The following is a 12,975-nucleotide window of genomic DNA, read 5'->3' as shown; positions in this document are numbered from 1 at the left end:
CCACATCCTATTGTATTTTATCCTAATATAGTTTTTAAATCTTCATCTGGTGTACTTATACTTTGAATATTAAATTTGTCTATTAGGACTTGTAATACATTAGGAGTAACAAATGCTGGTAGTGTTGGTCCTAAGTAAATATTTTTTAATCCTAAATATAACATAGTTAAAAGTACTGCCACTGCCTTTTGCTCATACCAAGAAATTATATATGAAACTGGTAGTTCATTTACATCACAATCAAAGGCCTCAGCTAAAGCAAGGGCTATTTGTATAGCAGAATAAGCGTCATTACATTGTCCACAATCAAGTATTCTAGGGAATGGTCCTATACTTCCTAAGTCAAGCTTATTAAATCTATACTTTCCACAGGCTAATGTTAAGATAATTGTATCTGGTGGAGTTTTTTCAGCAAATTCAGTAAAGTAATTTCTACCTGGTCTTGCTCCATCACAGCCACCAATTAAGAAGAAGTGTCTTATTTGTCCAGCTTTAACTGCATCTACTATAGTTCCTGCATGGCTAAGTACTGTATTTCTTGCAAATCCAATAGGAATTTTCTTTTCTTCTTCATCCTGTGGGAATCCACCTAGTTCTAATGCCTTTTCGATTACTGGTGTAAAGTCTTTTTTTCCATCAATAGTTTCAATATGTTGTACGTCTTCAAAACCTACTATACTAGATGTGTATATTCTATCCTTATAGCTTTCCCTTGGCTTCATAAGACAGTTACTAGTCATTAAAATGGCTCCTGGTAAACTATCAAACTCCTTTTGTTGGTCTTGCCATGCTCCACCAAAGTTTCCAATTAAATGCTTATATTTTTTAAGTCCTGGATAAGCATTACATGGTAACATTTCTCCATGGGTATATATATTTACGCCCTTTCCTTCTGATTGCTCTAATAGATCTCCTAAATCTCTTAAATCATGTCCTGATACAACTATAAAAGGTCCCTTTTTCTTAGTTATTAATACTTCTGTTATTTCTGGATGACCAAATGTATCTGTGTTAGCTGCATCTAATAAAGCCATACATTTTAAATTTACTTTTCCTAATTCCATATTTAAATCAAAGTAATCTTGTACAGTTAATTTTTTATCTAAAGTTGAACCCATGGCCTTACACATGAATTCTGCCACTTCTTCATCATATTTACCTAATACATAGGCATGATGATGGTAAGCACCCATTCCTTTTATACCATAAATTAAAAATTCCCTTAAGGCACGAATATCCATATCTAGATTTTCGTCATCCATAACTCCTAAGTTAGGCATTTTAGGGATATTTAACATTTCACCCTTAGTCTCTGGAGCTATAAAATCAGCACCTTCTGGCACCTGGCCCACATCTCCAGCGCTTTCTTTTAATTGCATTTTAACTTGGTTTGCTTTTCTTATGTATTTTACAAATCTACCTTCATCAAAATTCACATTAGTTAAAGTTGCAAATACACATTCTGTAAAAAATTCTCCAATTTCTTGAGATATTTTATTCCCCTTTTCTATATTCTTCATGGCATAGAAACCTACGCCTTTCATTAAGAATATGAGTACATCTTGCAGGTTAGCTACGTCAGGAGATTTACTACATACTCCTACCTTAGTACATCCCTTGCTCCCTGCCGTTTGTTCACACTGATAACAAAACATGGCATTATCCATATGACATCCTCCTAATTTAATTTTTCTCTAGAATAGTTTTCCCTAAAAAAAAAAATCTAGTATAAATACTAGAATTTTTTTTCTTTACTTTATATTAAATTCTACTTTTTTCAATCTCCAAGTGTAATCGTTAAAACTCTTTTCTACTAAAGTGACCCTGTCCTTTTTATCTACTAAAAGAATAGTACAGGCTCTAGTACCATATTCAGGACTTTCTACAAACAAAGGAGCTAAAATTCTTTCCCACTCAATTCCTACTCCCGTATCTGGAAGCTTGTCATCACTGGGAATAGTCTTATTATATAAAATATTTAGTAAGTCCTCTTCGAATATTTTTTCCTTATTTTCTATTAAACCTGTAAGCTTCTCCTTAGCCTTGTTTACTTTAAACCAATCCGTATCTAAAAGATTATTGCTAAGTCCATACACACCTGGTTCTAGTTCTTTTATTTCATCTGATACATTTGAATAATAATAAATGGAATTTAAACTTCCTACCAATAAATTATATGGATCATATAAGTTCTTTTCCCTCTTAACTTTGTTCATATACTCAAGTGGAGATTCTTCACCTGTTAAATAATCCTTTACTAGATTTCCCCTACTCTTAGGATTTTTTACATTTAATGAATTATCTCTATAATTTGTAACTGCCGAAAGTCTTCCTTCCTTAGTTATGCCAAGCCAAGTCCCCATTTTTTCCAAATCTCTGCCTGCTAACACATTTTCATGATCTTCCCAAAAGTGTACTTCCCTTGTTGGACGACTATAAAATTCATCTCTATTGGCTGCCAATATTAGTTTATATTCCGGATGCTTCTTATAAGCTAAGACTATTGTACACATATGATTTAATTCCTACTTTCTCTATTTATTTTCCTTATAACAACTTAACTAAAATTTTTTCATGCTCCCTCTTAATATTGTAACTAAAATAGAAATTAAATCAACTTTTTGCACCTATTAAATTTATTGTTAATAAATAGGCTACTCATATAAAAAGAAGGCATAAGCCTTCTATATATATGTATATTCCCATTGTTTTTTATGTCTTTTACAAGTATCCTTTAATTTCTTCAAGTAATTCTTCTGGTGTATCTGCCTGGACTAATTCATCATCTACTAATGCAAAGGGACCTACAGCACAATCGCCACAATAGCCTAGACAACTTTCCACTTCCACAGTGACATTTTCCAATTGTTCCTTTATCTTATTAACTACATCTTCTATTCCATGGGTATAATTATTTTCACAAAATTTTATTTCCAAAATAAACTCTCCTTACTTATATATTTTTATTTTTTATTATTCCGATCAACTCATTTATTGATACATTTTCAAAATCTACTTCTTCTAAATTTATTTCTTTCTCTATGGCCTTTTTAAGTGCTGGAGATTTTTTCACATCTCCCACCACAATGGCACCTATTACCCTATTATCTTTTATGAAAATCTTCTCATATTTATTCTCTTCTGGTTCCTCTACTATCACGTAATCAGCTTCTTCTATTGTTCCCATGGAGAAGAGTCCTATTCCAAAGGCATTTAGAGTTGTTACAGGGACCACTTCTTTGTAGTTTTCACCTTCACATACCATATTGTGTCCAGCAGTTTTCCCCTGTTCTATGGCTATATTCCAAAGTCCATATACATGTCCTTTATATTCTGCCACATCTCCAGCGGCATAAATATTCTCAATACTAGTCCTCATCTTATCATCTACTATTATGCCCCTATTAGTTTTTATATTAGTGTCCTTAGTCATACTAATGTTAGGCTTTATACCTGTAGAATATATGACCATATCACACGCCACATGATCATATTTATCAGAACTGACACCTTCTACCCTATTCTCACCTAGGATTTCATTTACCCCCGTATTTAATAGTATGTTAACACCAGAAGATTCCACAGTATCTTTTAATATTTCAGAAGCTTTCATATCTAGTTGCTTAGGCATGAGCCTTTCATTTATTTCTACCAATATTACTTTCTTATTTGATTGGGACAAAATATAGGCTGTCTCTAAACCTTGGATTCCTCCTCCAATGTTTAATATGACATTTGAGTCCTTTACCTTGTCCATTATTCCCCATGCATCATCTAAGGTTCTTAGGGTATATACACCCTCTTTTTCAATTCCATCTATAGGGGGCTTAAAATTGTGGGCTCCACTTCCTATTAATAATTTTGTGTATTCTAAAGAAGTTTCATCAGATAAGAGTACCCTATTATTTTTTTCATCAATGGATATGGCTTTTACACCCTTATGTAAATTTATATTATTAGTTTCATACCATTCCCTCTTTTGAAGAAGTAATTTATCCTCCTCTAAGGTAGATAATAAACCTTTAGATAACCTTATCCTATTATATGGATAAAATCTTTCTTCTCCTATTAAATGTATTTCCACCTGAGGATTTTCTTTTCTAATTGCTTTAATTGCCGTTATGGACCCTATTCCATTTCCAATAACCACTATCTTTTCACTCAACTTCTACACTCCCTTTATTTTTATGGTTCACTTATTTTCTCCATTGGTAAATGGGTCTATTCTGGATTTTCAATTATAAGTAAAAATGCAAAACCTATTCTTTATCGGAATAGGTTTTGCATTTAAAGATTTATTAATAATTATAATTTATTGTTTTTAATAATAGTTTCAAACTCCTGAACATTATTTGTAGGTATGTTGCAAGTAAAATTCTCACATACATATGCCGTAGCTTTTTCATCTACCATTTCTTTATTCTTTCCTATTGGAATTATCTCATCTAATTCTTCATTTGCATCCTTTAATACGGTTACTGTAAAGGGTGAAAAATCTTCATTCACAACTTTTAATAACTCCCTTGTATCTTCCTTATTCTTATCTCCCACAACTACAACTTCTTTTACTCCCATTTCATGAAGTAAAAAGGCCATCATAAAATGAGTATAGGCATTAGGTATTTCAGATACCTTTCCACCGAAAGTAGTAAATTGAGATATGGCTTTTTCTTCTAATTCTGTATTTCCCGTTAATTTTGATAATCTTAACATATTCATAGTTGCTACAGAATTTCCCGATGGAAGAGCACCATCATAAATTTCCTTTGGTTTCATTATTAAGTCATGGCTATCTTTCCCTGCTATGAACAGCCCTCCATGTTCCTTATCCCAGAATAAATCCAACATGGAATCATTTAATTCTATGGCCTCTTTCAAGTACTTTGTATTAAAGGTACTTTCATAAAGTTCTATTAATCCCCATATGAAAAAGGCATAATCATCTAGTGTTCCAATATATGCAGCTTCACCATCCCTATACCTAGCTAACAATCTTTTATCCTCTCTTATTAAATTATTCATTATAAAGTCATGGGATCTCTCAGCAAGCTTAATATACTCTTCATTGTTAAATACTTTTCCAGCATTAGCTAGAGCACTTATCATGAGACCATTCCAACTAGTAATTATTTTGTCATCCTTGTGGGGATGTATTCTCTTTAACCTATATTTAAATAACTTCTCCCTGCACTTGTTTAGTAGGCTTTTCAGTTCTTCATTATCTTCTATCTCATCTAAATTCTGATCTATTAAATTAGGAATACTACTCTTTTCAAAATTTCCTAGGGCAGTTATATCGTAGTGTATACAAAAGATTTCCCCATCCTCTTCTCCAAGTACATCTATTACCTCACTCTTTTCCCACACATAAAATTTACCTTCTACACCTTCTGAATCTGCATCCTCTGCTGAATAAAAGCCACCTTCTGGTGATGTCATATCCCTTAATACATACGTGAATATATCTACAGCAACTTCCTTATATCTTTCTTCTTTAGTTATTTGATACAATTCAGTATAAGCTATACCTAAGAGGGCATTGTCATAAAGCATTTTTTCAAAATGAGGTGCTAACCATTTTCTATCTGTTGAATATCTAGCAAAACCAAAACCTATATGATCAAATACGCCCCCCTTATACATATGGTCTAATGTGTCTATGACCATATTTAGGGACTTTTCATTTTTAGTAGCCATATAATATCTAAGTAAAAAAGATAAATTATGAGGTGTGGGAAATTTAGGAGCATTTCCAAAACCACCATAGGTAGGATCGAATAATTTTTCTAACTCATTAAAGGTTTTATGAATAATATCCTTATCTATAGAACTCTTTTTACTAGATCCAAAGGAATCTAACACTGCACCATAAATGTCTTCACTAGATTTTTCTAGACGATCTCTCTCTGTGCTCCACATTTCATTTATCCTATGTAATAATTCTATAAGTCCTATTCGACCATATTTATTAGTTTTAGGTAAATAAGTTCCTGCATAGAAGGGCTTTTTATCAGGAGTCATAATAATAGTTAAAGGCCATCCACCACTTCCTGTTAAAGCCTGACAAAAGGACATGTATATGGAATCCACATCAGGTCTTTCTTCCCTATCTACCTTTATAGATATGAAGTCTTTATTCAAGATTTCACCTACTTCATCATCTTCGAAACTTTCATGGGCCATCACATGACACCAATGACAGGTAGAATATCCAATACTTAGAAATATGGGTTTATCCTCTTCTTTAGCTTTCTCAAAAGCCTCATCATTCCAAGGGTACCAATGTACAGGGTTATCTACATGCTGTAATAGATATGGGCTTTTTTCATTTATTAATCTATTAGATTTTTTATCTGAACTCATACTATCATCTCCAAATATTTTCATAGTTACTTTTATGATGCCCAAAAAATAATGAGGTATTATAAATTGTATACCTCAAAGCCTAATGTATTGATTTTTATTTTCGACTCATAAAGTAATTTAATTTTAAGTCCTGAGACTTCAACAGTATATACAAAAAAGAACAAAGACCGCCATAATAGCTTGCTCTTTCAAGTTCCTGATTTCTAGTAGCTTTTTTATCTTTCCTGTGCCAATGCAGCTATTCTACCATTCCCCACCGTTACTATGGCATCTCCTACTTGAATAGGAGTAACTGTAACAAAATATTCACAGCATCCTGGCCATGTAATATAATCGCAAAAAATAAAATTGAATATGTTTGTGGTTTTATCAGAACGAGAGATATCTATTCTTTCTGACATCCAAATACCTAGGAACACAGGTCTTCTATTGTCACATACTCTAATAAATCATTTCTTTCTCAAAATAAAAAAAGAATATGCTTTATGCATTTTCTCTCTCATTTCTTTTCATTTTGTTGAATATAGTCTTTTTTAACTCTAGTAGTTCTCTACATAGCTCATTTCTAACGAGGAGCTGCAGATTGTAACACTGTTATGCTTAAAAACATATATTTGTACTAGCTAAAGGTTCTTTAGTGACTTATTAAAAGATTTTATAAAATAAGGAGTGATTTTATGGCAATATTAATAGTTCCAACAGATTTTCCCAATATTCAATCTGCTGTTGATGCAGCTTCGCCAGGTGATACTATTTTAATACAAGAGGGGATTTATCCTAACTCGGTAATAGTAAATAAAAACAATATTACAATTAAAGCAATGGATAACGAACTTGTTGAGCTTAATGGCGTAACTGATGAAGGTATAGGTATTGATATAAGCGGAGCTGAAAAGGTCTTATTACAAGATTTACGTATATCAAACTTTTCTATAGGTATTTTTTTAAGAGGAGATAATAATTCAATTGTTAATGTGAGATGTGTATCCAATGGACGTTATGGTATTCTTCTAAGAGGAAATGCAAATAAAATCGAAGAATGTGTACTTGCAACAAATAATCTCTCTGGAATAAATATGTTTGGTAGTGATAATGCCATTAAAAATAATATAATCAATTTAAACACTATAGGAGGAATCATCAATGTTGGAGGAAAAGCATGTGAAAACTTAATAGAGAATAATTCCATACGTTTTTCCAGAGTAGCAATTGGATGGTATTCATCAGATTCTTCAGGAAATATTTTCAAAGAAAATTTATTTAATGACAATGAAAATGCTTTCATTATGTATGGAAAATGTAATAACATACAGCAAAACATTCTTATAGGTACTTCAAAGACAGGGATAATTATCAATAACAGCTATAACAAAGTTATAAATAATAATATAAGTTCCAGTTTGGATGGAATCATTATACAAGGAACCAACACTTCCGTCATTGGTAATATCATACAATCAAATGTTCAAGATGGTATAAATGTATTAAGTGATAGTAATTTATTTCAAAGAAATATAATAAACTCAAATAATATAGGTGTGTCTATAACTGGCAACTTTAATTCAATAAATGACAACGTCATTTCAGGCAATGAACTATTTAATATAGTAAATAAAGGTACCGACAATAACATCTTTAGTAATATCACTGATGGTAAAGTTGTGTGAATATAATATAAATAGTTTGCAGCATCTAATTAATTTAGTTTAAAATAACACATACATCAGATGTGAAACCAAAGTAAGTCTTTAGTTCTGGACACTAAAAATGATTAATCAATTACAAGATGATTTCTGTATTCAATAGAAGTCATCTTTTTCTTATTCTATTCTCTCAGTATTGTAGAACTCAATATAGCTAGAAATTATAACTTTCAAATCCTCAAAAAAGGATACCTTAGTAAACATGACATCAATGACAGGTGGAGTACCCAATACTTAGAAATATGGTTTTATCCTCTTCTTTAGCCTTTTCAAAGGCTTCATCTTTCCAAGGATACCAATGTACAGGGTTATCTACATGTTGTAATAGATATGGACTTTTTTCATTTATAAGTCTATTAGATTCTTTATCTAAACTCACACTATCATCTCCAAACATTTTTCATAATCAGTAATATAATACCAAAAAAAATAATGAGGTATTATAAATAATCTACCTCATAGCTGAATGTATCGTTTTCTTTTTTGTATTGTTGAGTAAGTAAATTCTCAAGGCCTCTGACACTCTATTGGACTTACCATTTGGGTTCATAGCATCGGCTCCATAAAAAATATATTCACATTTATATTCACCTGCAACTCTAAACATATGCTTTCAATGTCCTTTATGAACTAGATGGCTTTAAATAAAAAAAATAACAGACTATTCACCTGTTACTTTTTGTGTATCCTCTATCAAACCTCCCTTGTTTAATGAATTAGCGTGAAAATAATTTATAAGAGAAACAGCATAGATCATAACATGATCTAAAATACGCTAAAAACCTTAGAGAATTTTGTTTTTTGGAGCATGGGCTTTCCTACTTTCACATAAGTTATATAAAAAGTTTATTAAGGAGTGTGTTTTATGGATAAGTACAGGATTATGACCTTTGACGGTGGAGGCATTAGGGGTGTGCTGACAGCAACTCTCCTAAAGAGATTAAAAAATGAACATGAAATTTCTGAGTTTATAAATATGACTGAACTTTTTGCCGGCACCTCTACCGGTTCTATCATTGCCTTAGGCCTTGCTTACGGTCTTTCACCAGAAGATCTTGTAGATTTATATGTCCGTTATGGTAAATACATTTTTACCCCTCGTTATTTGGAATATTATAGGCCTAAGTATGATAATAAACACCTCAAACAAGCACTCAGTATGATATTTCCTAAAGATCTACGCCTATCTGATTTATCTCACAAGGTGTTGATACCTTCATTTAGGGTATCTGGTTCTTATTCGAAACCTTATTGGAGTCCTGTCTTTTTTAACAATTTGCCCGGTTCTACAAATATGGAAGAATTAGTGATAGATGTGGCCCTCGCTAGTAATGCCGCACCAACCTATTTTCCCTCTTACAAAAGTCATGTTGATGGGGCAGTTATAGCGAATAATCCTAGTACAGCAGCTATAGCTGCTGCAAGAGGTGAACAGGGAAATATAAAAGCCCTTGATGACATGTATCTTTTATCAATCGGTACCGGAATATATCCTCAGCAAATTACCGCTGATACAACTAAATGGGGAGCTATTGATTGGTCTTTCTATCCCAAACCGCCCTATCCTCTACTAGAACTCTTGTTCAACAGCGATATAGGTGTTAACGAATTTTATAGTTCCCAGCTTTTAAAAGAGCAGTATTGTCGCTTAAATTTAGAAATTCCCAAAAAAATTGGGCCAATACCGCTTGATGCATATTCTAAAACACCTACCTTGATATCCCTAGCCAATGATTTAGACTTGGAGATGACTATTAAGTGGATTAAAAATAGTTGGTTTTAATATTAAGAATATTAGAGTATGGTTATGTCTCTTTATTTTATCTTTTTATATATTCTGTGAGATAAGAAATAAATATACGTATGGCACATTACAAGAAAAATGTGTACTAAATGAATGATTTTCTCCATGAACATTTTCTTTAACAGTTCATTAGATAGTAAATATAAAAAGAGGAAAGGGAGAAAGTAATAGCTTGAACGTACAGTTTATATAAAAGAGTCATTATTGGCTCTTATTTTATTATTGGATACTTTATTAAACATAGTACTAGTGGCAGGTAGAGTATCCAATACTTAGGAATATTGGTTTATCCTCTTCTTTAGCTTTCTCAAAGGCTTCATCTTTCCAAGGATACCAATGTACAGGGTTATCTACATGTTGTAATAGATATGAGCTTTTTTCATTTATTAGTCTATTAGATTTCCTATCTAAACTCATACTATCATCTTCAAATATTTTCATGGTTATATTGTTACATATATATTACCCCCAAAAAAATAATGAGGGATTATGAGTTGTATGCCTCATTATTTTTTTTAGGTATTAGTTTTCTTTTTTAAGTTTCTATTCGTTCTACTATTCTTCTTGTACCAATGCAGCCATTTTACCATTACTAACGGTTACTTGACCTTCCTCTATTTGAATTGGTGTTACTTTTACAAAATATGTGCAGCAGTTTGACTTGCATATTATAGATTCACAGAAAGTAAAATCAAATGATTCTGTAACCTTAATAGTATCTTGATCTACTCTTGTAAGCACCCAGACTCCTTGTGATTCTTCACTACCATCGTCCCATACTCTAAATAATTCATATCTCAGCAAAGCATTTAAGTCATTATTGGTTCTCTCGAAGCTTACAATGCTTGAAAACTCAATATTAATCGTAGGCTTACATAACTGTGTAGTATCTATGGTAACCTGTGCTAATTGAAAAGCAGAGTCGTCCGATGAAGTAAAAGTTCTCCTTCCAGTTCCACTACCACATTCTAATAATATTTCTTTAGACTTGATGTGTTTTGGTTCACAATCTATTATGCCATAGTTTCCATCACCAGCTTTAGATGATTGAGCAAGTGCAGTCATTCTTGAATTACTAATCATTGCATTCTCTGGATCTCCTGTGGGTACTTCAATAGGAGTTAATATTACAAAATATTCACAGCAACCTGAAAAATTCACGCATTCACAGAAAGTAAATCCGAACCCTTGTGCTGATTGAATCCCTCCTCCTATTTCTCCCACTTCATATGCCCAAACACCTCGAGATATGGGCTCTTCTTTATGGCATCTTCTAAACAATTCAAATTGAAGCTTAACAGTATTATCAGGTAATGTCTGTTCAATATAGCTAACAATGCTAGAAAACTCTATTAAAACTTTAGGCTTGCACAAACCTGATGTATCAATTGTAACATTTGCTATGCGCACTGGTGGTTCGTTTTCCGTTCTGAAAATAACACTTCCATTTCCATTTCCGCATTCTAGAATTGTCTCTTTTGATTCAAAAAACTTAGTTTTATATTTAGTACACTCATATTTTGGTTCATGCGTTTTACATTCATGATTTGAACGGTCCTTTAAGGATTGAGCCAAGGCTGCCATCCTACCATTACTAACCGTTGCTGTAACATCAGTTACTTCAATAGGGGTAACTTTCACAAAATAATCGCAGCAGGAAGGGCAAGTAGAACATTCACAAAAGATGAAATTAAATGATTCCTCAGCAGCATCTTCAAAATCCGAATCTGAAATGTCAACTTTCTCAAACATCCAAGTTCCAAGGGGTATAGGCTCTTCATCTTCACATGATCTTAATAATTCGTATTTTAATCGAACTGTTCCTCCACTATTTAATCTTTCCACTTTAACTAGACTAGAAAACTTTATTAAAATTTCAGATTTATTTAAACAGGTTGTATCAAGAGTAACATGGGCTAATTGGAATGGCGCATCATTGGATGAAGTAAAGGTTTTGCTTCCAGTTCCCTCCCCACATTCCAGGAGTATTTTTTGGGGTTTAAGATGCTCTGGTTTGCATTTAGCTCTGTCCCTATTTGGTTTACATGTTTCATATTCGCCATAACCGTTATTATAAGTCACCTATATACCTCCTCATAGATTTTATTAATTTTTCATTTTAAATGAACAGAGTATACTTTAGAAAAATATCCTTTATATCTACAATATTCTTACAATACGTATACTTCCTTTCCCTTACATCATATGTTGTTTTATCGAATCAGTGATGGATTCTGTTCTAACAACTCCTTTTCTTCTGAAAATAAAAAAAGAACAAAGATAACTAAATCGTCTTTGCTCTTTTGATCTTCAATATGTTATGCATTCTATTATATCTCTTGAGCCAATGCAGCTATTCTACCATTGCTAACAGTAGCAGTAATTACACCTTCTGTAATTGTAATAGGTGTAACAGTTACAAAGTATTCACAGCAACCAGGACAGGTGACGCAGTCACAGAATGTAAAATCAAATGTGTTTGTGGACTTATCAATAAAAACGATATCCATGTCCATTCTATCCACCGACCAAATACCTACTGATATAGGCTTTCTATTATCGCATACTCTAAATAATTCATATCGTAATTGAACATCCCCATCGTCACCAATTGCATCAAAACTCACAATGCTTGAAAACTCAATATTAACCATAGGCCTGCATAGACAAGTTGTATCTAACTTAACATGGGCTAATTGAAAAGCTGAGTCATTTGATGAAGTAAAGGTCCTGCTTCCAGTTCCCTCACCACATTCAAGTAATATTTTTTTCTCCTTAGGGTGCTTTGTTTTACAGTCAATGCAGTCCCTTTTTCCATCTAATTTTTTATAATTATCCTCATAGATACAATCTCCTGATGATTGGGCAAGGGCAGTGATCCTTACATTATCAACTACTGCATCATGATCATCACTATCTGTTACTTCAATTGCTGATACTGTTACAAAATATTCACAGCAGCCTGATGGAGCTTCACACTCACAGAATATAAAGCTAAAGGCTTTTTGTAATTCTAAATCGTCAATATCAACTCCCGATCTTTCAAATGTCCAGATACCACGGGATAAAGGCTCATTATCTCCACACATTCTAAATAATTCA

12 protein-coding genes are annotated in these 12,975 nt (G+C 32.6%); 2 read left to right on the top strand and 10 right to left on the bottom strand.

What is annotated here, in order from left to right:
* Nucleotides 1-17: 17 nt before the first annotated feature.
* From hcp to CCE28_RS07425, 6 genes are all read right to left on the bottom strand, one after another.
* Complete coding sequence (hcp, locus tag CCE28_RS07450) at nucleotides 18-1,667, bottom strand: hydroxylamine reductase (protein WP_095132543.1); 1,650 nt, start codon at nucleotides 1,665-1,667, stop codon at nucleotides 18-20.
* Between the two features lie 84 nt (nucleotides 1,668-1,751).
* Nucleotides 1,752-2,513 carry an NRDE family protein gene (locus CCE28_RS07445; protein WP_095132542.1) on the bottom strand — a complete coding sequence of 254 codons (762 nt, stop codon included), beginning with the start codon at nucleotides 2,511-2,513 and terminating at the stop codon, nucleotides 1,752-1,754.
* 208 nt (nucleotides 2,514-2,721) lie between these two features.
* The gene (locus CCE28_RS07440) at nucleotides 2,722-2,937 is read right to left on the bottom strand and encodes a DUF1450 domain-containing protein (RefSeq protein ID WP_242972928.1); all 216 of its coding nucleotides are present in this window, start codon (nucleotides 2,935-2,937) and stop codon (nucleotides 2,722-2,724) included.
* 16 nt (nucleotides 2,938-2,953) lie between these two features.
* Nucleotides 2,954-4,165, bottom strand: a complete 1,212-nt coding sequence (locus CCE28_RS07435) for an NAD(P)/FAD-dependent oxidoreductase (protein WP_095132539.1) — start codon at nucleotides 4,163-4,165, stop codon at nucleotides 2,954-2,956.
* 140 nt (nucleotides 4,166-4,305) lie between these two features.
* A complete protein-coding gene (locus CCE28_RS07430; protein ID WP_095132537.1) occupies nucleotides 4,306-6,363 on the bottom strand; it encodes a thioredoxin domain-containing protein in 2,058 nt (685 codons plus the stop codon).
* A gap of 218 nt (nucleotides 6,364-6,581) precedes the next feature.
* On the bottom strand, nucleotides 6,582-6,767 hold the full coding sequence (locus tag CCE28_RS07425) for a DUF4489 domain-containing protein (protein ID WP_095132536.1): 186 nt from the start codon (nucleotides 6,765-6,767) through the stop codon (nucleotides 6,582-6,584).
* A gap of 276 nt (nucleotides 6,768-7,043) precedes the next feature.
* Between CCE28_RS07425 and CCE28_RS07420 the strand changes: the two genes are divergently transcribed.
* Nucleotides 7,044-8,033 carry a right-handed parallel beta-helix repeat-containing protein gene (locus CCE28_RS07420; RefSeq protein WP_095132534.1) on the top strand — a complete coding sequence of 330 codons (990 nt, stop codon included), beginning with the start codon at nucleotides 7,044-7,046 and terminating at the stop codon, nucleotides 8,031-8,033.
* 244 nt (nucleotides 8,034-8,277) lie between these two features.
* Here the strand turns inward: CCE28_RS07420 and CCE28_RS07415 are convergent, their stop codons facing one another.
* On the bottom strand, nucleotides 8,278-8,448 hold the full coding sequence (locus tag CCE28_RS07415) for a DUF255 domain-containing protein (RefSeq protein ID WP_330396829.1): 171 nt from the start codon (nucleotides 8,446-8,448) through the stop codon (nucleotides 8,278-8,280).
* Nucleotides 8,449-8,934: 486 nt separating this feature from the next.
* Between CCE28_RS07415 and CCE28_RS07410 the strand changes: the two genes are divergently transcribed.
* Nucleotides 8,935-9,852 carry a patatin-like phospholipase family protein gene (locus tag CCE28_RS07410; protein WP_095132532.1) on the top strand — a complete coding sequence of 306 codons (918 nt, stop codon included), beginning with the start codon at nucleotides 8,935-8,937 and terminating at the stop codon, nucleotides 9,850-9,852.
* A gap of 267 nt (nucleotides 9,853-10,119) precedes the next feature.
* On the opposite strand, the gene CCE28_RS07405 is transcribed toward CCE28_RS07410, so the two are convergent.
* The 3 genes from CCE28_RS07405 to CCE28_RS07395 form a co-directional block, all read right to left on the bottom strand.
* Nucleotides 10,120-10,314, bottom strand: a complete 195-nt coding sequence (locus CCE28_RS07405) for a DUF255 domain-containing protein (RefSeq protein WP_330396828.1) — start codon at nucleotides 10,312-10,314, stop codon at nucleotides 10,120-10,122.
* A 114-nt stretch (nucleotides 10,315-10,428) separates the two neighbouring features.
* Nucleotides 10,429-11,955, bottom strand: coding sequence for a DUF4489 domain-containing protein (locus tag CCE28_RS07400; RefSeq protein WP_095132530.1), 1,527 nt, complete (start codon nucleotides 11,953-11,955; stop codon nucleotides 10,429-10,431).
* Nucleotides 11,956-12,203: 248 nt separating this feature from the next.
* Nucleotides 12,204-12,975 (bottom strand): DUF4489 domain-containing protein (locus tag CCE28_RS07395; protein WP_141228332.1); only part of this gene is annotated, 772 nt, incomplete at its 5' end.

It is taken from the genome of Anaeromicrobium sediminis, from assembly GCF_002270055.1.
Lineage (GTDB): Bacteria > Bacillota > Clostridia > Peptostreptococcales > Thermotaleaceae > Anaeromicrobium > Anaeromicrobium sediminis.
The sequence above is the reverse complement of the archived record's forward strand: the minus strand, read 5'-3'. Positions and strand labels throughout refer to the sequence as shown.

Excerpts from the sequence above, each read along its gene's own strand:
- hcp (WP_095132543.1), bottom strand. The coding sequence starts at position 1,667 with ATGGATAATGCCATGTTTTGTTATCAGTGTGAACAAACGGCAGGGAGC.
- CCE28_RS07445 (WP_095132542.1), bottom strand. The coding sequence starts at position 2,513 with ATGTGTACAATAGTCTTAGCTTATAAGAAGCATCCGGAATATAAACTA.
- CCE28_RS07430 (WP_095132537.1), bottom strand. The coding sequence starts at position 6,363 with ATGAGTTCAGATAAAAAATCTAATAGATTAATAAATGAAAAAAGCCCA.
- CCE28_RS07425 (WP_095132536.1), bottom strand. The coding sequence starts at position 6,767 with ATGTCAGAAAGAATAGATATCTCTCGTTCTGATAAAACCACAAACATA.
- CCE28_RS07420 (WP_095132534.1), top strand. The coding sequence starts at position 7,044 with ATGGCAATATTAATAGTTCCAACAGATTTTCCCAATATTCAATCTGCT.
- CCE28_RS07410 (WP_095132532.1), top strand. The coding sequence starts at position 8,935 with ATGGATAAGTACAGGATTATGACCTTTGACGGTGGAGGCATTAGGGGT.
- CCE28_RS07405 (WP_330396828.1), bottom strand. The coding sequence starts at position 10,314 with ATGAAAATATTTGAAGATGATAGTATGAGTTTAGATAGGAAATCTAAT.